Raw genomic sequence first — 23,456 nt, forward strand, 5'->3', positions numbered from 1 at the left:
TCGCGTCATTCGCACCATTCGCCGAGAAAAACCGTGCCGCCGAATAGGGACGAGGATGGTGCATTTTGCAGATTCTCTGACGACATTTTACCCGTTTTTCAGTCCTTATTGTATATGAGCAAAACGATTCTTACCTTTCTTCTGGCTTTTGCCGTGGTTTCGGCCCGGGCGCAGAGCGGTGTGGAGACCGAGCGGAAGTATCTTTCCGGCCACGGTTGCGACGATATGGTGCAATGGGACTTCTACTGCACGGGCGGCCGGAATTCCGGCAAATGGGCCAAGATAGGCGTGCCCTCGTGCTGGGAATTGCAAGGCTTCGGCACCTATCAGTATGGGATGCGTTTCTATGGCAAACCAACGCCCGAAGGCGTCGCCGACGAGCAGGGCCGCTACCGCTACGACTTCTCCCTGCCCAAGGCTTGGGAGGGGCGACAGATAGAACTGGTGTTCGAAGCTGCCATGACCGATGCCCGGGTGACCATCAACGGGCGCAAGGCCGGCAACGGTCTGCATCAAGGGGGCTTCTACCGCTTCGCGTTCGATGTGAGCGACCGTGTGTATTTCGGCAAAAAGAAAAACCGGTTGGAGGTGGAGGTGAGCAAGGAGAGTGCCAATGCGCAGGTGAACATGGCCGAGCGCCGCGCCGACTACTGGAATTTCGGGGGCATCATCCGTCCGGTGTTTGTGGTGGCCAAGCCGGTGACCAACATTGAGCGCGTGGCCATCGATGCCGGCATGGATGGTCGGCTGCAGGCCGACTGCTATCTGAACCGGGCTGCACCCGGCAGCAGGCTGACAGTGGCGGTGGTCGACGCTTCCGGAAAGACCGTCGGCAAGAGTGGGGAATACCGGTTGGCGAGCGACCGGGCCCGGGTGGACTTCCGTGTAGGCCATCCCCGGCTGTGGACCGCCGAGACCCCTTCCCTCTACACAGCTGTTTTCACGCTGACGGGTGCCGATGGCAAGGTGTTGCACCGCGAGCGGCAGAGGTTCGGCTTCCGCACCATCGACTGTCGGGCGGGCGACGGCGTGTATATCAACGGCCGGAAGGTCATCTTCAAGGGTGTGAACCGTCATTCGTTCCGACCGGAAAGCGGACGCACGCTCTCCAAGGCGAAGAACATCGAAGACGTGAAACTCATCAAGAGCATGAACATGAATGCCGTGAGGCTGTCGCACTATCCCGCCGACCCCGAGTTTCTGGAGGCCTGCGACTCGCTCGGACTTTATGTGGAGAACGAACTGAGCGGTTGGCACTGGGCCCACGAGACAGTCGTAGGCCGGCAACTGGTGAAGGAGATGGTGACACGCGATGTCAACCATCCGAGTGTCGTCTTCTGGAGCAACGGCAACGAGGGCGGCTTCAACTACGAACTCGAACCCGAGTTTGCCCGTTGGGATCCGCAACGGCGGGTGGTGCTCTATCCTTGGGCCAACCGCAACGGCTTCGAGACCAAGCACTACCGCTCGTGGGGCGAGACGCAGGAATACATGCGGCAAAAGGAAATCTTCCTGCCCACCGAGTTTCTGCACGGTCTTTACGACGGCGGCCACGGGGCCGGGCTGAAGGACTACTGGGACATGATGATGGCCAACCCGCGCTGCGCCGGCGGTTTCCTTTGGGATTTGGCCGATGAGGGAGTGGTGCGCACGGACAAGGATAACATCATCGACTGCATGGGCAATTTCGGGGCCGACGGCATCGTGGGGCCGCATTTCGAGAAGGAAGGCTCCTATTACACCATCAAGGAGGTGTGGAGCCCCATCCAAGTGGAGCGGAGCGCGGATGTGCCTGAGCCGCAAGACAATGCCATGACGCTTGCTGTGGGCAACGGTTACGGCTTCACCAATCTTCGTGACTGTCGTTTCAGCTATCGCTACTTGCGCCTTCCGGTTTTGGGGGATCATACCGTCAAGGTGCTGAAAGAGGGCACGTTGAAGCCTGTAGATGTAGAACCGGGAGAGGGTGGCCTGCTCACCTTGAAAGACATTCCGACCGCAACCTCGTCGGTGGAGCTGACAGCAGTCGATCCCTTTGACAATGAAGTGATGACATGGAGTTTCCCATACGTGGGTGCATCGACCGAAAATGCCGTTGCACCAACCCCTGCAGCCACTTTCTCGGAGACTGCCGACGAGGCTGTTGTGAAGGCTGCCGGGCGCGTCTACACCTTCTCCAAGACCGACGGCCGGCTCAAATGCGTGACCGTGGGCGGGCGGACAATCAGCCTCTCCAACGGCCCCCGCTTCGTGGCTGCCCGCCGGAGTGACCGCAGTTTCGACCAGTTCTACAACCACGATGACAAGGATGCTGAGAAGAAAAAGACACAATATACCCTCTATGCCGACCAAGGTGCCTTTACGGGCTTCGACTGGCGCGACGGCATCAGCGGCGGCAGGGTGCTCCATGCAGGTTATGCGCATGGCACAATGCAGGCCGTGAACTGGGAGTTTCTGCCCGATGGTATGGTCGATATGCAGGTGCAATACCGCTTCGGGGGCGTTGTCGACCTCATGGGCATCGCCTTCGACTATCCCGAAGACAAGGTGAGGAGCAAGTCGTGGGTGGGCCGCGGCCCTTACAGAGTGTGGCAAAACCGGCTCCAAGGCCCCCAATACGGTTTCTGGCAAAATGCGTACAACGACCCCATTCCCGGCGAGTCGTGGGACTATCCCGAGTTTAAAGGCTACTTTGCCGATGTCGACTGGATGCAGCTGGTGACCGACGAAGGGCGCATCGGCCTGCAAAACGGGGAGGCGGGACAATATATCGGTGTCTACCAACCGCGCGATGGCCGCGATCATCTGCTTTACGAACTCCCCGCGACGGGACTCTCCGTGCTTGATGTGATACCCGCCGTGCGCAATAAGGTGAATGCCACCGACCTCAACGGCCCCTCTGCCCAGCCCCATTGGTCGGTGGCTCCGGCAACCATCACCGTCAAACTAAGATTTGAATGAAGCGTCTACACCTTATCATATTAGCGGCATTGTTCGCTTTTCCCCCATCATTAGCCGCACAGTCTTTCGGACACATCACTCCCCTCTCCCCTCGGAGAGGGGCCGGGGGTGAGGCTTTTACGTTCTGGTACTGGATGTATGGTGCCGTTTCGAAGGCCGGCATCAAGGCCGATTTGCAGGGTATGAAAGACATAGGCCTTGGCGGTTGCTACCTTATGCCCATTCGCGGAACCTCCGACCGTCCGGAATATGGAGGCACGGCCAATCAGTTGAGTCCTGCTTTCTGGGACATGGTAGACTATGCCTTCCAACAAGCCGACTCCCTCGGGCTCGACATGGGCATCCACATTTGCGACGGTTTTGCCCTTGCCGGTGGCCCATGGATAACGCCTGAGGAGAGTATGCAAAAGGTGGTGTGGACCGATACCGTTGTCAGTGCGGCTGCCCTCAAAGGTCTGCGGCTGGCCTGTCCCGAAGCCTATCAGGGCTATTATGAAGACATTGCGTGCTATGCCATCCCCTTGAAGAAGCAAGGAGTCGGTAGTGGGGCAGTTGCCGATGCTATTCCCATTGCCAAAGAGACCCTCTCGGGAGATATGACGCGCGACGATAAAGGTGCCTATCGGGCCACGACCCCCGGCTCTATTCTCTTTGATTTCGGTCGCGTGCAACTTGTCCGCAACCTTGAAATCATCCCTTCGGGCAACAACATACAGTGCCAGCGCATGAAGGTGATGGCCTCCAACGACGGGGTGAACTTCTATCTGGTGAAGCAGTTGCAGCCCGCCAGGCAAGGTTGGCAGACCGTCGGTTATAGCTTCACCGAGGCTGTCAAACCCGCTTTGGCCCGCTACATCCGTCTCGACTGGACACCGGAGGGCACCGAGCCCGGGGCGGAAGACCTTGATGCAGCCAAGTGGCGGCCCGTGATGAAGATGGCAGGCGTGCGCTTCGGTGCGGTTCCGAAGATAGGGCAGTGGCGTGGCAAGGCCGGCTTTACATGGCTTGTGGGGCCCGAAACCACGGCCGAAGAATTGCCCCCAACCGATTGTGTCTCACCCGAAGACATCTATCGTGTCATCTTGAATGGCGACAAAGTCACTTCGTTAATTCCCAACATCGCAGCCCGTATTTCCCATAACGTCTCGTTACATGGCAATAAAATCACTCCATTAACACCTACCACCCATCACCTACCACCTAATACCCCCCTTCTCATCCGTCGCATCGGGCACACTTCCACGGGGCAGATGAATGCAACAGCAGGTGATGGAAAGGGCTTGGAGGTGGATAAATTTTCTCAAGCGGCTTTGCAGAAGCTCTTTGACAACTGGTATGGAAAGTTCCTCGCTCGTCCCCACTCATCGGTGGTGAAGTATCTCCATGTAGACAGTTGGGAGTGCGGGGCACAAAACTGGGGAGCACATTTTGCCGAAGAGTTCAAAGTCCGCAGGGGATATGACCTCTTACCGTGGCTCCCGGTGATGACGGGAATGCCCGTCGCATCGGCTCAGAGGAGCGAGCAAGTGCTGCGGGATGTGCGCCTCACGGTCAACGACTTGGTGAACGAGAAGTTTTTCAAGACCCTTGAGCAGCTCGCCCACAGCCACGGTAAGCTCGTCTCCCACGAGAGTATAGCACCTACGTTTGTGGCCGACGGACTCGAACACTACAAATATTCCGACCTCCCGATGGGGGAATTTTGGCTCCGTTCGCCCACCCACGACAAGCCCAATGATATGCTTGATGCCATCAGTGGGGCGCATATCTACGGCAAGCGCATCGTGCAGGCCGAAGGATTTACCGAAATCAGGGGCGTGTGGGATGAGACGCCGGCACTGCTCAAGCCGTTGCTCGACCGCCACTTTGCCCTTGGCATGAATCGGCTCTTCTTCCATGTCGACGCCCACAACCCGTGGATGAATCGTCAGCCGGGTATGACGCTCGACGGCATAGGACTCTTTTTCCAGCGCGACAACACGTGGTATCGGGAAGCTAAAGGACTGGTGGACTATGCCAACTGCTGCCAACGGCAACTGCAAAGGGGTGTGCCGGTGGTTGATGTGGCTGTGTTCACGGGCGAGGAAATGCCGAGTCGGGCGTTCACCCCCGACCGCTTGGTGCCCGTCTTGCCCGGTCTGTTCGGGCGGGAGCGTGTAGAGTCTGAGGCCGGACGGCTTGCCAATGTGGGCCAACCGATGGAGGAAAGTCCCGTGGGCGTACATCATTCCGCAGGCATCGTGGACTTGAAGGATTGGATCAACCCCCTTCGCGGTTATCAATACGACTCGATGAACAAAGATGCGTTGCTCCATTCGGCCCGCGTTGAGAACGGACGCATCGTCATGCCGGGCGGAAACAGCTATCGGGCATTGGTCGTTCCGGGGCCGACGAAGATGAATCCGTCGCTCGACACATTGTCGGCCGAGGTGCAGGACAAGCTCGAAGCGTTGCGAAAGGCCGGTGTGGCGGTCATCGAAGAGGCTTGGCAGGGGGCTGACCTTGCCCCCTTAGGCATAGAGCGGGATGTGGAATTGCCCGTCGGTGTGGCCTACGCCCATCGCTCGGTGCTCGGAGAGGAAGACATCTATTTCCTCAGCAACCAGCGGGCAGAGCCTGTGTCGTTCACGGCCGGTATGCGGGTGAGCGGCAGCACCGGTTGTGTGCTCTACGATGCAGTGGCCGACAGCTATTCCCCGCCGGTCGGTCTGGTCGAAAAAGACGGTCGCACGGAAATGCAGATTAGCTTGCCGGCCCAAGGCTCCGTGTTTGTCATCTTCAGTCGGGGAGACACGGAAAGAGACGTTCCTCTCACACTTCCGCTCACGGGAAGGGTGAAGACGATAGCCGGAACGTGGAATCTGGAATTTGAAAAGAATGAGGCCAAGATACGCACGGAGCTCCCCGATGACTGGACGCAGTATGGCGACGATGCCGTCAAGTATTACAGCGGGCGGGCTTTCTACACCAACTCGTTCCGTTGGCCCAACAAGTCAGCAGGCCGGGTGATGCTCTCCGTGGGTGAAGTGCGGGACATCGCCCGTGTCTACGTGAACGGAACGGATTGCGGAATCGCCTGGACGGCTCCTTACGAGGTTGACATCACGCGTGCTTTGAAGCGGGGCAAGAATATCGTGCGCATAGAAGTGGTGAACACATGGGCTAATGCACTGCGTGGGGCAGACTGCGGTAAGCCGCCATTTGAGGGCATTTGGACGAATGCCAAGTATCGTATGAAAGGCGACCGCCTGCTCCCTGCCGGACTCATGGGGCCTGTGGAATTGCGATACTGACAAGATATTGATAGGCAAGAAAGGAGTAACAATCTTTTAAATACAGACAAATGATGAATGTAAACAGACTTTTTCCGGTCATATTGCTGGCTTTTGCAGGAACCGTTGCGCGTGCCGAAGTGAAGCTGCCCAAGATGTTCGGTGACAACATGGTGCTGCAACAGCAAGCCGATTGCAACCTCTGGGGCACGGCCGATGCCGGAAAATTGGTGAAGGTGCGTACCTCGTGGGACGGACATATATATAAGGTGGAAGCCGACACTCACGGCCACTGGCGGCTGAAAGTGAAGACACCGGCTGCCGGAGGGCCTTACGAGATGGTGTTCAGTGACGGGAAAGAGACCCGGTTGAAGGATATCCTGATAGGTGAAGTGTGGATTTGCAGCGGACAGTCGAATATGGAAATGCCCATGAAAGGGTTCAAGGCGCAGCCCGTAGACGGAGCTGTGGAGGAACTGATGAGCGGTGGCGACACCGACTTGCGGCTGTTCACGGTGAAGCGTGCGGCCCGTTTGATGCCGGCAGAAGATGTAAACGGCAGTTGGGCGGCGGCCGATGCTGCGACAATCAGAGATTTCAGTGCAACGGCCTATTACTTTGGTAAGGCACTCCGCCGGAGTCTTAAAGTGCCCGTAGGGCTGATTGTGACCGCTTGGGGTGGCAGTGCCTGTGAGGCTTGGATAGCCCCCGGGCAGTTGAAAGCTTTTCCGTCGGTGATGCTGCCGCAGTCGCAAGGCGATGTAGACAAAACCAAACAACGTTGTGCCACGGCCCTTTACAACGGTATGCTCCGTCCGCTTGTGGGTTACACCATGCGGGGCGTCCTCTGGTATCAGGGCGAAGACAATGTCAACCGCCACGCCAACTACGCCGACTTGATGAAAGCGATGGTGGAGGGGTGGCGCGCCGAGTGGCAGGAGGGAGCCTTCCCGTTCTATTATTGTCAGATAGCCCCCTACGACTACAGCCTCATCAACTGGCCCTACAACAGTGCTTTGCTGCGTGAACAGCAGCAGAAGGCGGAGCGGCTTATCCCCAATGCCCGCATGGCCGTGCTGTTGGACGCAGGACTGGAATATGGCATTCATCCCCGAAAGAAACGGGAAGCCGGCGAACGGTTGGCTCTTTTGGCCTTGGCCGACACATACGGTGTGAAGGGATTGCCCGACTTTGCCGTCTACAGCGGTGTGGAGTTTAGGGGCGACACGGCTGTGGTGGCTTTCGAGCGTAGCAAGGAATGGGTGTATTTCAACGGCGGGCCGAGGAGTGACAACTTTGAGGTGGCCGGAGAAGACCGTGTGTTCCACAAGGCTGATGCATGGACGGATCGCAACCGTGTCTATGTCAGAAGTAAGGAAGTGCAGCATCCCGTAGTTGTGCGTTATGCGTTCAAAAACTGGGTGATGGGCGATCTCTTTCACGATGGCTTGCCTGTGAGTTCGTTCAGGACGGATGGATGGGAAGTTGACAAGTGAAGAAGTAGACGAGTAGACAAGTTGTTTGCCAAGAGGCATAGAGGCCTTTAATGACACGACAAAAAGGTCTTCAGCCTGCCTACTCGTCCACTTCTTCACTCGTCAACTTGCCCCTCCGCCCCTCACCCCTGCAAGCAACTTGTCCACTCGTCTACTCGTTCACTCGTCAACTTCAAAAAACATGAGATACAGACTACTTTTTATCTTTTCCCTTTTCTTTGTTTTGTCGGCCCAAGCTGCTGACGAGACTTCTGTGGCCGGCCTTTTCCCCACCCCTGATCAAGGCCGGCAGGTGTGGAATTTCAATCCCGGATGGCGGTTCCATTTGGGCGATGTGCCCGGTGCTGAGGCCGTCGGTTTCGACGATTCGGCCTGGGAGGTGGTGAGCACTCCCCACAGCGTGAAGCTCGAACCGGCCGAGGCCAGCGGCGGGCGCAACCATCAGGGCATTGCCTGGTATCGTAAACGCTTCAAGGCACCGGCCGACCGTTGCGAACTTTACTTTGAGGCCGTCATGGGCAAACAGAAAGTCTATGTCAACGGTCGTTTGGCCGGAGAACACTTCGGAGGCTACCTGCCTATCGTTGTAGACTTGGGGAAACTGGGTGTGAAGCACGGCGAGGAGTGTGTGGTGGCCGTGATGGCCGACAACTCCGACGACAAGACCTACCCGCCGGGCAAACCGCAGTATGCACTCGACTTCTGTTATCATGGCGGAATCTACCGCGATGTGTGGCTGATAGCCAAAAACGACGTGTTCATCACCGACCCGTCGGTGGAAAACCGGCGCGATGCGGGCATCTTCGTACACTATGGCGAGATTTCGGAGCAGCGTGCCGAGGTGTTTGTAGAAGTGAATGTGCGCAACGGTTCGGCCCGTCCGCGCCGTCTCATGGTGGAGAATGCACTCGTAGATGCTGCCGGGAAAACCGTAGGCCGTGCTTCCCAAGCGTTGATCTTGTCGCCGGGAACGCAGAGTGTGTCGCAACGGATGGTGGTAAAACGACCCCGTCTGTGGTCGCCCGAGACGCCTTGTTTGTACAAGGTGGTGACGAGCGTGAAAGAGGGGCGGCTCACACTCGACGGCGGCACTACCCGCATCGGCATCCGGTCGATTGAGTTTAGAGGCCGCGAAGGCTTTTGGCTCAATGGCAAACGCTACCGACAGCTGATCGGGGCCAACCGCCACCAAGACTTTGCCTACGTGGGCAATGCCGTACCCAACAGTCAGCAGTGGCGCGATGTGCTCAGGCTGAAGCGTTGCGGCTTCAACATCATCCGCACGGCCCACTATCCTCAGGATCCGTCGTTTATGGATGCTTGCGACGAACTGGGTCTTTTCGTCATTGTGGCCACGCCCGGTTGGCAGTTTTGGAACAAAACCGACAGTGGGTTTGAAGCGCGTGTGTTGCAAAACACGCGTGAGATCATTCGCCGCGACCGCAATCATCCCTCGGTGCTGATGTGGGAGCCGATTCTCAACGAGACCCGTTTCCCGCTCGACTTTTCGCTGAAATCGTTGCAGATTACCAAGGAAGAATATCCCTATCCCCACCGTCCGGCTGCCGCTGCCGACCTGCACTCGGCCGGTGTGCGCGACAACTACGATGTGGTCTACGGGTGGCCGGGCGACGACGAGAAAGCCGACAGGCCCCGCCAGTGCATCTTCACCCGCGAGTTTGGCGAATATGTGGACGACTGGTATGCCCACAACAATCTCAACAGAGCCAGCCGCAGCTGGGGCGAGCGTCCGCAGTTGGTACAGGCCCTCTCGCTGGCAAAAACCACCGAGGAGATGTATCGCACCACCAGACAGTTTATCGGTGGAGCACAATGGCATCCGTTCGACCATCAGCGTGGCTACCATCCCGACCCCTATTGGGGTGGCGACTTCGACGCTTTCCGCCAGCCGAAATACGCCTACCACCTGTTTGCCGCCCAGTGTCCGGTGAAGTCCGGTGACAGGTTGGCGGATGGGAAAGCAGTTCCGGCATCTTCCCTCCCTGCCGATGGTGAGGGGAAAGTCTTCATCGCCCATGAAATGACTCAGTTCTCAGACAGTGATGTCGTGGTGTTCTCCAACTGCGACTCCGTGCGGTTGAGCGTCTACGATGGCGAGCGGAGCCTCACGCTGCCCGTGAGACACCACGATGGTTTCAATGCCCCCGTCATATTCAAGGGCGTATGGGATTTCTGGGAAGCCCGCAAGCACAGTTATGTGCAGAAAAACTGGCAAAAGGTGAATATGGTGGCTGAGGGAATCATCGGCGGAAAGGTGGTGTGTACCGACCGTCGTATGCCTTCCCGTCGAAGCACGAAGTTGCGCCTGTATGCCGACGAGATGGGCAAACGGTTGGTGGCCGACGGAAGCGATTTCATCGTCGTTGTGGCCGAAGTGACCGATGACAGCGGCAATGTGCGCCGGTTGGCCAAAGAAAACATTGTGTTCACCGTGTCGGGTGAAGGAACTATCATCGGCGATGCCTCCATCAATGCTAATCCCCGTGTGGTGGAGTGGGGCTCTGCCCCCATCCTTGTGCGCTCCACACGCAAGGCCGGCAAGATCAAGATACATGCCGAGGTGCAATTTCCCGGTACGCATGCCCCTGCACCGGCCGATTTGGAAATAGAGTCTGTGCCCTACACCGGCCGCTTCTGCTTCATTCCGCAGACTTCCGCCGTGATACGTCCGGCTCATTCCGCGGATACCACCGGCCCTCAGCAATCTCTCACCGACGATGAGAAATCCCGCCTCTTGCGGGAAGTGGAGCAGCAACAGGCCGACTTCGGCATCACGAAATAAAATGTGCGCCGTTGTATACTCCGCGACCTATGTCCCGCGAGGCACTCCCCGTCTCTTGAGAGGCGGGAGAGGCCTCTCTATAGCACGAACTATTAAACTTTTAGAAAAAGCATTACACGGATTTTCCCCAAGTTCATCTGCCCGCCCGATTCCATTCGCCTTATTCTCCCCATTTGGCCTATCCAATTTTTCACTAAGCCCAAACGACTTTGTGAAAAGGCCGTAGTCAGAAGCTGAAAGAGGCCGAATGAGGATGCGAAAGTGGCCCTTTTGCAAGCCCATTTTAGGATGGAAAAGCCCCCTTTAGGGGGTTGGGGAGCTCTTGGTGGATGGAAAATAAAAAAAGAGGAACACCGGTGTGCTCCTCTTGCCGGTGCAAAGATACAAAACAATCGGGGCGAAAGCAAATGCGATGCGAATAGTCTTGACATATAGCTTGGCTCGGATAGCGGTGGTAATATGTGGAGGGGGAATTTTGTTTTTCCCGCAAATTCCACTACCTTTGCATCATACTCACATTATTTGGCTCAATATCATGAGACGATGGATGGTCACTTTGTTGTGTTTGTGTTGCTGCGGATGGCTCTGTGCGCAGTCGGAGGCGCGTGCCGACATGCTTGTGACCCACTACACCGAACACGACGGGCTGGCCAACAACGGCGTGCACTGCGCGCTGAAGTCACACGACGGGTTTGTGTGGTTTGGCACTTGGTATGGCCTTTCACGCTTCGACGGGCGGCGCTTCCAGAACTATTCCACGGCATTTGCCGAAGGTTCCGACCAGCCCCCGCGCAAGGTGGAACGGCTGGTGGAAGACGGGCAGGGCAACCTGTGGATCAAGACAACCGACTGGAAGGTGTCGGTGCTCTTCAAGCGCACGGAGCGTTTCGAGATGGTGCATGACGAGTTGAAGCCCTACACCCGCAATCTGCAAGTCATCAAGATGCAGGGCGACGGGCGGGGAGGGGTGTTGCTGCTCACCAAAGACAAGAATCTGCTTCTCGCCACGACTACCCGCGACGGGCGCATCCTCGTAAGGTTGGTGGCCTCGTCAAAGGGACTCCTCAACCCATCCGACTTCCGGCTGAAAGCCCCCGTGGTGGACATCCGAGGCGGCTATGCCGCTTGGGTGGGCACCGACTACAAGATATTTGCCGAACCGCTGCCTAAACATTACCGTCCCGAAAGCTACAACCGCGACCATTGGCGCACTTGTTTTGCCCGTAAGGCTGCCGCTGCCGACACCTATCGCGACCGGCGGGGCAACACATGGCGGCTTGATGACACCGGTCGCTCGCTCACCGTGAGCAATGTCTCCACGGGATTTTCGCGCCGTTATGCCTTCACCCTCTTGGGCGACATCACCCAACCGCGCTTCTGTGATGCCGGCGAGCATGGTGTGTTCTATCTCACGGCAGCGGGAGAGGCCTTGCACATCGATGCCCGGACGATGGAGGCGGAGAGAATCTCGACCATGAGAGAGGTGGCCGACAACCGGGCCGACAGCCGCTATTTTGACATGGAACTCGACCGCGACGGGGTGCTTTGGCTCACAACCACCAACAATGGCGTGTTCCGCTTCATCTTTCCTCCCCGCCAGTTCAGACTCATCCCTCTGCCCATGAGTGCCAACGATGGGGTGCGCTCGCTCCGGCAACTGCCTTCGGGAGATGTGTGGGTGGGCACGCGTGGCAAAAATCTCTATGTGCTCGATGCCGCAGGGCGCGTGAAGGCAAACCTCTCTTATGCGGTCTACGGCATAGGCAGCGTATACTACATCATGCCCGACGACCACGGACGCTTGTGGCTCTCGACCAAAGGCGACGGACTGGTGGAGGCTGTGCCCGATGCGGGGCAGCCATCGGGCTACCGTTTCGTACACTATCGCCACGCCCCTGCCAACCCGGCAAGCATCAGCGGCGACAACGTGTACATTACTTATAAAGACAGGCTCGGTCACATCTGGGTGGGCACGCTCGATGGTGGACTCAATCTTATCAGCAAACGTGCAGGTCGGGTGGAGTTTCTGAACAAGTACAACGGCATGGCAGGCTATCCCGGCTACGGACTCTACATGGAGGTGCGCAACATGACGGAAGACCGCAACGGGCGTTTGTGGATAGGTACGATAGACGGATTGATGTCGCTCGACACGCGTTTCAGGCGTGCAGCCGACATCCGGTTTGACACCTATCGGCGCACTGAGCTTAACACATTGGCCAACAGTGACATCTACGCCCTCTACAAAGACAGCAGGCAGCAGATATGGGTGTGTACCTTTGGTGGCGGACTGAGCCGCATCAGCGGTTACGACCCGGTCAACCGTCTACCTCTTTTCCGGACCGTTGGGCGGCGCGAGGGCCTGCAAAATGATGTCATCGTGTCTATCGTGGAAGACCGTGCAGGCCGGCTGTGGCTGGGCAGCACCGACGGACTTTCATGCTTCGACCGGCAGGCGGGGCGCATCCGCAACTTCGACCGCACCGACGGATTCCCCCGGGTGGAGATGGAAGAGACGGCCTCGCTGCTGAACCGCACGGGCGAGGTGTGGATGGGCTGCAAGGAGGGCATATTGGCTTTCCGTCCCGAGAGCCTCAAGAGCGATGAAGGCCGCTGCCCTGTCTACATCGTGGGGTGCGAGGTGAACAACATGGAACTGCACGCCCTGCCCGGCAGGGGAGGGGCAGTGGGGGCCCTGCCCTATGTCTCCGAGCTGGAGTTGCACCACAACCAAAACATGTTCACCCTTGAGTTTGCCGCCCTCAACTACAAGAGTCAGGAGCATCTTAACTACCGCTACCGGCTCGAAGGCTTCGACAAGGCATGGCACTACAGCGGCCGCAACCGCATAGCTTCCTACACCAATGTGCCTCCGGGCAACTACCGTTTTGTGGTGGAGGTGGTGGATGCCGCGCGTGGCGGGCACACTTCCGGTCGTTCGCTGCGCATTGTGATCAGACCGCCGTGGTGGGCCACGTGGTGGGCCTACACCCTTTACGCCCTCTTGGGCGGCGTGTTGCTCTGGTTGGCCGTGCGCTACGCCCGCTATCAAATCAGGCTTCGCAACGATGTCTATGTGCAGTCGAAACTTTCGGAGTTCAAGCGCAAGTTCTATCTTGAGCAGCAAGATGCGCGATTTGTGGAACAGGTGAAGACCATTGTCGGGGGCAATCTGGACAATCCCGACTTCGACATAGCGGCCATAGCCAAGGAGTTGGGCATGAGCCGCAGTGCTTTCTTCAAGCGCGTGAAGGCCGCTACGGGCATGTCTCCGCTCGACTTCGTGCGCGACTACAAGCTCACCCATGCTGTGGAACTGCTCAAGAGTTCAGACCGGAGTATCACCGATGTGGCATACTGTTGTGGATTCAGCGACGTGGGCTATTTCGGAAAGTGTTTCCGCAAGAAATATGGCATGAGTCCGCGGGCCTTTGCAGTCAAGAGCAGGGGCGCAACATAGGGCGGAGAGGAAGAACACATTACGTTTTTTAAGATACGCAAATATTTTTTCGATTTGCCGTTACAAAACCGGCAGACAATCGTCTTTATGGGGAAAGCAAGTCTCGTTTACCTATTGGAATAAACCTAAATTGATGATTGTCAAGTCTTTTAAATGGCTGTTGGTGTGGCTGTTGCTACTTTTGCCGGCACACTCCGTCTGCGCACAGAAGGCTGTACCCCGCTATCGCGTGGCCGCCTGCGACTGGATGATGCTCAAGCGTCAGAAGCTCGGCGAGTTTGCCCTCGCCCGGCAGATAGGAGCCGATGGAGTGGAACTCGACATGGGACCGCTCGGCAAGCGCAGGCTCTTCGACAACAAGTTGCGTGACAGGCGTGAGGCGGAAGTGTTTCGTCGCACGGCCGACAGTCTGGGTGTGGCCGTCGCTTCGGTGGCCATGAGTGGTTTCTTTGCCCAGAGTTTCATCACCCGGGATAACTATCGGGAGCTCATCCAGGACTGTTTCCGCACCATGAAAGTCTTCGGTTGCAAGGTGGCTTTTCTGCCGTTGGGTGGTAGTAGTGGCGAATGGCAACGGCCGGGAGCCATGCACGACACGCTGGTGACCCGGTTGCGCGTGGTGGGCGAAATGGCTGTGCGGGAAGGAGTGACCATCGGCATACGCACGGGGCAGGATGCCCGCGCCGACATCCGGCTGCTGAAGAAAGTGGGGAGCGCCGGCATCAAGATATACTATAACCTCCAAGACGCGGCTGACCACGGGCGCGACATCGCTCGAGAGCTGAAAAGGCTTGGTCGGGCGCGCGTCGTGCAGATTCATGCTTCCAACACCGACAGCGTGAATCTGCGGGAAGACCCCGAAATAGACTTGCCCCACATACGCAAGGTGCTCGACCGCATGGGGTGGGGCGGCTGGCTCGTGGTGGAGCGGAGCCGGGATGTGAGGCGTGTGCGTGATGTGAAATACAACTTCAGCCGCAATGTGGCCTATATAAAAGAGGTGTTCAGATGAGTGTGCCGTTGGCAAACGTGCATGACGGTCGACTGGCGGGTGACTGCAAGTGGACACAAAAAGAGAAACTGCCGTAATCAGGGAGAGAAACAAATCTAAAATACAAATAAAAACTTAAACGTTCAATTATGAAAAGAAATCGTTTTATGGCACGAGGGAAGTTGGGCGGTTGCCTGCTTCTTGGGCTTGCTGCCTTGACACTGGCATCGTGTGCCAGAGATGGCTTCGACGACGAAACGTTCTCAAGCGGAGTCACGGGCGTCACGCTGGAAGCTCCTAAGGTCGACGGCATCACGGTCACTCCGAGTGCCGACGGCAAGTCGCAGACCGTCACATGGAAAGTGGTTTATGGGGCCGGCGGCTATAAAGTGTCGCTCTACGACGCTGCCAAGCGTGAGAAACCTATCGTGACCGACAGTGTGATAGACGGCTGCACCGTCACGCTCGACCGTAAGGAAGACACCAATTACATATTCGCCATCCGGGCGATGGGCAACGAGAAGGCCGGCAACAGCGAGTCGACTGTCACCGAGAAGGCTTTCAATACCTTCACACCGGCCTACATGTCGGTTCCCGAAGGCGATCTGAAAGAGTGGTTTGAGGCGCATCCTTGCCCCACCGACTCGGTGGGCAAGGCGCTGGTCTACGACCTCGCGCCCGGTGGCAACTACACGCTTTCGGGTGTACTCGATTTCGGAGCCAATACCGTACAGCTGCGCAGCATCGATAAGGCCAAGCCAGCCAATGTCGTGCTTGCCGCCGATGCCAATTTCAAGACCTATGCCGGACTCACGCTCAAAAGTCTGAATATAGACTGTGCGGCGGCCAAAGACCTCATCGTGCTGAGCAAGACACCCGATGCTTCGCTGCAAGTGAAGTCGGGCGATTACGTCATCAAGGCTCCCATTGCCATCACTTCGTGCCGCATTGTCAATGTCACGCACAGGCTGGTCTACGACTCCGACACCAAGTATGCGCTTGAGCAGTTCCAAATTATCAACAGTGTCATACAAATAGACCATCAAGACGTGGTGCTCTCTTTCAAAAAGACGATACCCATTAACATGACATTCCAAAACTCGACGGTGTACAGCACGAGCAAGACGGGGAAGTTCTTTGCTCAGATTCACGGTACGGAGCCGGGCAAGGTGACGGGATATGCGGGCGGCAGTTTTAACTTCCTGAACAGCACTTTCTGCAATCTGGCCTACTCCAAGCAATTCATTAACACCAACACGCTGAAAGGCCGGGCCAGTCTGAAACTCTATTTCACGAAAAGCATCTTTGTGGATTGCGGAAAGGGAGAAATCATGAACCGGCTCACCAACGGCACACACAACCTCACGGCCCTGCAAAACACCTATTGGTATAATGGCGCGAAGGCCAACGAGAAGTATGACACCGATGTGCTGACCACCGATCCCGGCTTCAAGGATGCAGCCGGCGGCGACTTCACGGTGTCGGGAGCCGAACAGTTGGCCAACAGGACGGGTGACCCGCGTTGGTTGCCGGCAGCCGAATAATAACTTAATCTAAAATGGAATACGCAATGAAAAGAAGATATTTCAAGACGCTGGCCTTCGGGTTGGCACTTGCTTGTGCGCTCCCCGTTGCAGCACAGAATAAAGTGGTGCAGGGCACGGTGGTCGACGAACATGGTGACCCCATCATCGGGGCTACGGTGCGCGTGGCGGGAACGAAGACGGCCACCGTTACCGATTTGGACGGTAACTACAAGTTGAATGTGCCGAACGGTGGCAAGCTCACCGTCTCTTACATAGGCTATAAGGATGTCTCCACCAAGGGTGGGCGGCTTCAGCTGTCGGCCGTCAACACCGATCTCGATGAGGTGGTTGTCGTGGGTTACGGCACGCAGAAGAAGGCCCACCTCACCGGTTCGGTGGTCACGGTACCCGTGGAAGACCTGCAAGACCTCGCCAATGGCGGACTGGGAAGCAGCCTGAGCGGACTGGTGAACGGCCTGAGTGTGAGTGGAGGCGATGCGCGGCCGGGAGAAAATGCCAGACTGCACATTCGCGACACCAACTCGTTGGGTGAAATCGGTTCGACAGCACAAGAACCGCTGTTTGTCATCGACGGCTACATCTACCCCAACGATGTGAAAGTGGGCAACACAAGACAGAACCTTGGGGCAGAAGCTTTCAACAATCTCGACCCGTCGGAGGTGGAGAGCATCTCGGTGTTGAAAGACGCTTCGGCTGCCGTTTATGGCGCGCGTGCAGCTAATGGTGTGATTCTCGTGACCACCAAAAAAGGCAAGATGGGGGCTCCGCGTATCAGCTACAGCGGGACATTTGGCTTCAACGATGAGGTGGCGCGCCCGAAGATGTTGAGTGCCTACGACTACGGGCGGCTCTACAATGCCGTGACGACAGCCGATCCGACCAACACTTCGCTCAACAAGACAACCGCCTTGTTCCAGTCTGACGAACTGGAAGCCATGAAAAGTCTTAACTATGATCTGCTCGACAAATACTGGGAGACCGGTACGACCATGAAGCACAGCGTCAATGTGAGCGGGGCAACCAACAATGTGAACTATTTCGGCGGTATTACCTACTTTAACCAAGACGGCAATCTCGGCAAACTCGACTACGACCGATGGAACTATCGGGCCGGCATCGACGTGAAGATAAGCAAGTGGTTGGGTGCAAACCTCACCGTCTCGGGTGACTATGCCAAGAAGAACACGCCGCTCTTGAAGGTGGGGGGCACCAATGCGGAAAAGGACTACAACCTCTTGCTCACCCGTCCGGGCTACATCCCTGAGTATGTGGGCGGCTACGCGATACCTGCCTATGGCGTGAGCAACCAGTCGAAAAATCAGAATCAGGGGTATAATTTCGACGTTTTGCAGAACAACGGTGACTACAAGCGTAACATGAATTCCAACATGAACATCATGGGAAGTGTGAATTACGACTTCGGTTGGAGCAAGGTGCTGAAAGGCCTGAAGTTGAGTTTTTCCTACAGCAAGAGCATCAACACTGACAAAGGCAACGAGTACGGTTCCCGCTACACGCTCTATCAGATGGTCAGGCGCTACGGCAGCGGCAACCACCTCTACACGCCCGTGACGGGAGAAGAGGGGACTGACCTGCTCGACCGGAGCAACTTCGTGCCCATGACCACTGCCAACGGTAACTTCCTTGGCCGCTCAATGACCCGCACGGACAACTACCAGATCAACTTCACGGCCCAATATGCCCGCGACTTCGGTCTGCACCATGTGCAGGCACTCTTTTCTATCGAGAAGTCGGAAGCCGAGAGCGAATATCTTACGGGCCAACGCGAGAATCCATACGAGTTTACCACCGGGCAGTACAACTCCGCCACGGGTGAGATGACGACCACTTTCACGCGCAGCGAGAGCGGAACACTGTCTTACATCGGGCGCATCAACTATGCCTACGCCAGTAAATATCTCTTTGAGTTCCTGCTCCGTTCGGACGCTTCCACGAAGTTTGCACCCGAGAACTATTGGGGAACCTTCCCCGCCGTGAGCCTCGGTTGGGTGGTGTCGGAAGAACCTTGGTTCAAGAACAACGTGAAGTGGGTGGACTTCTTGAAGCTCCGCTCGTCGTTCGGACTGACCGGCCGCGACAACACAGCACCTTGGCAATGGATGCAAGTGTATGCGCAGGATGCCAACAAGGGCGTGGTGTTCGGGGAAGGAACGGGCAATAATTCTTCCAACCGCATCACCATCAACAAGAACAACTCGGCCGTCAACCGCGATGTGCATTGGGACAAGGACTACAAGTTCAACTTCGGTGTAGATGCCAACTTCCTCAATCAGCGTTTGGGAGTGACGTTGGAGGCCTACCGCGAGTGGAACCGCGAGATGCTGATGAACATCAAACAGACCGTGCCGTCAACCGTCGGCACGCAGAGTGCGGCTGTCAACCTCGGCGAGATGGATTCGTGGGGATGGGAACTCTCGCTCACTTGGCGCGACAAGATAGGCAAGGACTTCAAGTATAAGGTGGGGCTGAACACGGGCTACTCCGACAACAAGGTGCTCAATATGGACTGGGAAGACGAGTATATCTACCGTCAGATCACCCGTGGTCACCGCACCGACATCGGCACGTGGGGTATGCAGTGCATCGGGATGTTCCGTTCGTTCCAAGACATTGAGGAATATTTCGACAAATACGGCATCACTTCCTACATGGGACTCACCAAAGACAAGGTGCGTCCGGGTATGCTCATCTACAAGGATATACGCGGTGCGCAGCATGTAGACGACAATGGCAACGTGAGCTATGACGGACCCGACGGCATCGTGGATGAGGAGAACGATCAGGTGAAGCTCTCCAACCGCGACAACATCTATGGCTTCACGGTGAATCTCGGGGCCGACTACAAGGGTTTCTCGCTCACCGCACAGCTCGGGGCAAGTTGGGGTGGTTACACCCTGCTGCCCGGTGCAGCCCTTAAACCCACCGGCAATCTGGAATATTGCAACATGCCCTCGTTCTGGAACCCCGACAACATGTATGCTTATCAGGATGTTTACGACGGGCAGGGCAAACTGGTTGTGGCCCAAAACCGCGAAGCCTACTATCCCAATCTGGCCTACACATCGGTGAATGCCGTGGCTTCGAGCTTCTGGAGGGTGAGTGCCGCCCGCGTGGCCTTGAACCGTCTGACGCTGGCCTACAGCCTTCCCTCGCGCTGGGTGAAGAGAGTCGGTGTGCAAGGCGTGCGCATCAATGTGACCGGACAGAACCTCATCAACTTTTACAACCCCTATCCCGACAAGTTCATGAACCCGATGGCAGGCTCATACGGCAGCTATCCCAACCTGAGAAAGTGGACGGTGGGCGTGAATCTCACCTTCTGACAAACGGAACGTTTAACGCTAAACAGATAACAAAATGAACGCTAAAATCAAATATTTGAGTCTTGGTCTTGTAGGCGTGCTGGCTTTCTCATCGTGCAGCGACACATTCCTTGAAGACAAGAAAAACTACGATAACGTCAACAAGGAAGTCTACAACTATTATAGTGGAGCCAACGGTCGGTTGAACGATATCTACAGTTGGTGCCTGCCCGCAGCCGGCGACATGTCGTGGCGGTCGCCCTCCATGGGCAATGCCGACCTTGCCGGCCGGTCGACCGAGGAGTACAGCGGCTTCAGCGACTTCGTGAATCCGCAGATAGAACTGTCGTCGACGAGTGCCACCAATGCCGTGCCCGACTTCTTCATGGCCACGCAGTCCAACATACAGGAGGCTGTCTATGGGCGCATCCGCAACATCAACGACGTGCTCAACGGCATCACAAACAGCACACTGTCGCAGGAGGAGAAGAATGTCTTGCTCGGGCAGGTCTACTTTTTTCGTGCGTGGTGCTACTACAACCTTGTAAAATGGTATGGCGGTGTGCCCCTCGTGACGGCTGTTCTCGACCCTGTGGAGGGGTCGTTCACTCCCCGTTCGAGTGCCAAAGAGTGCATTCGTTTCATCTTGAGCGACCTCGACCGGTCGGCCAAGCTGTTGGCCGGCAAGACCATGAACGGCGGATGGACGGGCGATGACTACGGACGCGTGACCACCGGTACGGCTTTGGCCCTGAAAGGGCGGGTGCTGCTGCTTTGGGCCAGTCCGCTGTTCAACCGTTCCAACGACCCCACCCGTTGGGCCAATGCCTACACCCAGATGAAGCAAGAGCTCGACAGCATCAACGCCTGCGGCTACGGTCTCTATCAGGCTTCGGGCGACAATGCCGCCGGCTTCGCCACCATGTTCTGCCAGTCGGGCAGAAATCCCGAAGCCGTGTTTGCCACATTGTATAACAATATCACCGGAGCCGGACTCGACAACCAGAAGAACAACCGCTGGGAGCGCGACATACGCCCCTCCAACACGGGCGGCGGAGGCAAGAATGCTTCGGCCATGCTCATCGACATGTTCCCCATGGCCGACGGCAAGAAGCCTGCGACGGTAAGTGATACCTACACCAAACTGGAGGTTTCCGACTCCGTTTACAATCCCGATGCTCCCTTCGTGGGTCGTGATCCGCGTTTCTATCGCACATTTGCTTTCCCCGGCTTCCGTTGGGCCTACAGTGGAGACGCGAGCAAGATCAATGCCAACAATCCCTCCAACGGCAAGAACTATGTGCTCTGGAACTACGTGTGGTACACCGACCTCAATGATCAGGGCAACCCCGAGAGCGGCAACTCCTATGCCGCCGACAACCTCTTGACGAGCAAGAGTGGCGTGTATGTGCGCAAGAAGAGCGACGACCTCGACGCCAACGGCAGTCCGCTTTACACCTATGTAGCCACCGACAACAAGGGGGCCGCCCCCTTCTATTCGGCCGCTCCGCTGATTGAGATACGCTATGCCGAGGTGTTGCTCAATTTGGCTGAAGCCGCCTGTGGAGCAGACCATGCCGATGAGGCTGTGGCCCTGCTCAAGCAAATCCGCCGGCGGGTGGGCTACACCGGCGACTGTGGGCTCCAGAGCAATCTCGCCTCCGACCAAGCAGCTTGCATGAGCGCCATTCTCTACGAGCGGCAGATAGAATTTGCCTACGAGGGCAAGCGCTTCGATGACATGCGTCGGTGGATGCTCTTCGATGGTGGGGCTGCCAAAGTGAGCGGTGCTCCGTCCACATGGACACTCACGGGGTGGGGAGGAAACACCTGCACATGGCTCGGCTTCAAGCCTTTCAACGGGCAGCGCCGCGAGAATATGGAGTTCCGCGTGGCCAACAAGTATGGCATCGGCGGCACCACCTATGACTCAGACCCGTTGCTGAAGGCCGGAACCGTTCGTCCCGCGGGTGTGGACCTGCGCCGGAGTCTTGCCGAGCAGACTGCTTCGCTGGCTTCGTGGTATGGCGACAACCTCGTGCGCAAGGAGAAACGCGGCGACGGATACGACTCGCAGCACAATCTGCTCTATGTCAACTTCCGTCCCAACTATTATTTCCTCGGCCTCAACTCCGGTGCCTCTTCGGCCAACAAGGGCCTCCGCCAAACCATCGGCTGGGCCGACTACAACAACGGCGGTGCAGCCGGCACGTTCGACCCGCTGAGCGAATAAGGCTTCCGAAAATCGTTTTTCATATCTGTTAATACTATGCCTCCGGCAGTCTTTGAACTGTCGGGGGCATTTTTTTGAATGTTTGCTCATCGGTTTCTTCTCCCGTTTGTACAAGAAAAACAGACCAACCCTCCTCTGTTTCGTCTGTTTTCTATACCTTTGCATCATCATTTTTACGCATTGCGTCATCTGACTTTATAAAAATAAGAAAATATGAAACTCTCTTCACAGCGCAGCAGTATGCTCCACGGAGTGCTGCTCATTGTTCTTTTTTCGTGTGCGGCCTTCTACATCGGTGGCATGAATTGGGTGAAGGCCCTCTCGCTCAGTCCTATGGTGGTGGGCATTGTGCTGGGCATGCTGTATGCCAACAGCCTGCGCAACAACCTGCCCGAGACCTGGGTGCCCGGCATCGCCTTCTGTGCGAAACGCGTGTTGCGCTTCGGTATCATCCTCTATGGATTCAAACTCACCTTTCAGGATGTCACCCTCGTGGGCTTGCCCGCCATCTGCATGGATGCCCTCATTGTCATGGGCACCATTTTGCTGGGCATCGGGGTGGGGCGCTTGCTCAAGATAGACCGCAGCATCGCCCTGCTCACAGCTTGCGGCAGTGCCATCTGCGGGGCTGCGGCCGTGCTTGGTGTCGATGGTGCCATTCGCCCCAAACCCTACAAGACAGCCGTAGCCGTGGCCACGGTAGTCATTTTCGGCACACTCTCCATGTTTCTCTATCCCATCCTCTACCGCAGCGGCGTGTTCAGTCTGCCACCGGAGTTGATGGGCATTTTTGCCGGTTCCACCATCCACGAGGTGGCTCACGTGGTGGGGGCCGGCAATGCCATGGGGTCTGCGGTGAGCAATGTAGCCATCATCGTGAAGATGATACGTGTGATGATGCTCGTGCCCGTGCTGCTCGTCATAGCCTATTGTGTGGCCAGAGGCTTCGGCAGCGAGGGTGATGAGGAGGCATCGGCCGACCGCCGGCGCAGCATCACTATCCCTTGGTTTGCCGTTTTGTTTCTTGTGGTCATCGGCTTCAATTCCCTCAACCTGTTGCCCACATCCGTTGTTGAAGGCATCAACACGCTCGACACCTTCTTGCTCACCATGGCCATGACGGCACTCGGAGCCGAAACCAGCATCGACAAGTTCAAGAAAGCCGGCTTCAAGCCTTTTCTGCTTGCCGCCATTCTTTATGTCTGGCTGACGGCCGGCGGTTATGCCTTGGCCAAATATACCGTGCCCGCACTGCTTTAGCCGTGCAGTCGGCAACCTTGAAGGTTGTCAATAATGATTACCCCGCATTTGCAAAAAGCCCATTCTTTTTGTATCTTTGCGCCAGCAAGAGGAGCACACCGGTGTTCCTC

Annotated in this window: 10 protein-coding genes; all 10 read left to right on the plus strand. The window is 56.8% G+C overall.

Going from position 1 to position 23,456, the window contains the following annotated elements; genetic code table 11:
* Window positions 1-114 precede the first annotated feature (114 nt).
* The 10 genes from HMPREF6485_RS04875 to HMPREF6485_RS04925 all read left to right on the plus strand — a co-directional run bounded on the left by HMPREF6485_RS04875 (window position 115) and on the right by HMPREF6485_RS04925 (window position 23,346).
* Window positions 115-2,961, plus strand: a complete 2,847-nt coding sequence (locus HMPREF6485_RS04875; RefSeq protein WP_004345101.1) for a glycoside hydrolase family 2 protein — start codon at window positions 115-117, stop codon at window positions 2,959-2,961.
* Window positions 2,958-6,254 carry a glycosyl hydrolase gene (locus tag HMPREF6485_RS04880; protein ID WP_004345102.1) on the plus strand — a complete coding sequence of 1,099 codons (3,297 nt, stop codon included), beginning with the start codon at window positions 2,958-2,960 and terminating at the stop codon, window positions 6,252-6,254. Before HMPREF6485_RS04875 ends, HMPREF6485_RS04880 begins: the two co-directional genes overlap by 4 nt.
* Before the next feature lie 50 nt (window positions 6,255-6,304).
* Window positions 6,305-7,729 carry a sialate O-acetylesterase gene (locus HMPREF6485_RS04885; protein WP_004345103.1) on the plus strand — a complete coding sequence of 475 codons (1,425 nt, stop codon included), beginning with the start codon at window positions 6,305-6,307 and terminating at the stop codon, window positions 7,727-7,729.
* Between the two features lie 181 nt (window positions 7,730-7,910).
* Entirely contained in the window at window positions 7,911-10,532 is a 2,622-nt protein-coding gene (locus HMPREF6485_RS04890; RefSeq protein WP_004345104.1) for a glycoside hydrolase family 2 protein, read from the plus strand.
* Window positions 10,533-11,067: 535 nt separating this feature from the next.
* A complete protein-coding gene (locus HMPREF6485_RS04900) occupies window positions 11,068-13,992 on the plus strand; it encodes an AraC family transcriptional regulator (RefSeq protein WP_044125848.1) in 2,925 nt (974 codons plus the stop codon).
* Between the two features lie 133 nt (window positions 13,993-14,125).
* Window positions 14,126-15,004, plus strand: a complete 879-nt coding sequence (locus tag HMPREF6485_RS04905) for a TIM barrel protein (protein WP_004345108.1) — start codon at window positions 14,126-14,128, stop codon at window positions 15,002-15,004.
* A 128-nt stretch (window positions 15,005-15,132) separates the two neighbouring features.
* A complete protein-coding gene (locus HMPREF6485_RS04910; protein ID WP_004345110.1) occupies window positions 15,133-16,527 on the plus strand; it encodes a DUF4992 family lipoprotein in 1,395 nt (464 codons plus the stop codon).
* Between the two features lie 14 nt (window positions 16,528-16,541).
* The gene (locus tag HMPREF6485_RS04915; RefSeq protein WP_004345111.1) at window positions 16,542-19,874 is read left to right on the plus strand and encodes a SusC/RagA family TonB-linked outer membrane protein; all 3,333 of its coding nucleotides are present in this window, start codon (window positions 16,542-16,544) and stop codon (window positions 19,872-19,874) included.
* Window positions 19,875-19,908: 34 nt separating this feature from the next.
* Window positions 19,909-22,086, plus strand: coding sequence for a RagB/SusD family nutrient uptake outer membrane protein (locus tag HMPREF6485_RS04920; protein ID WP_004345112.1), 2,178 nt, complete (start codon window positions 19,909-19,911; stop codon window positions 22,084-22,086).
* A 213-nt stretch (window positions 22,087-22,299) separates the two neighbouring features.
* Window positions 22,300-23,346: a YeiH family protein gene (locus tag HMPREF6485_RS04925; RefSeq protein ID WP_004345113.1), complete on the plus strand. Its 1,047-nt coding sequence runs from the start codon at window positions 22,300-22,302 to the stop codon at window positions 23,344-23,346.
* The last annotated feature ends 110 nt before the right edge of the window (window positions 23,347-23,456 follow it).

The organism is Segatella buccae ATCC 33574, from assembly GCF_000184945.1.
Classification (GTDB): domain Bacteria; phylum Bacteroidota; class Bacteroidia; order Bacteroidales; family Bacteroidaceae; genus Prevotella; species Prevotella buccae.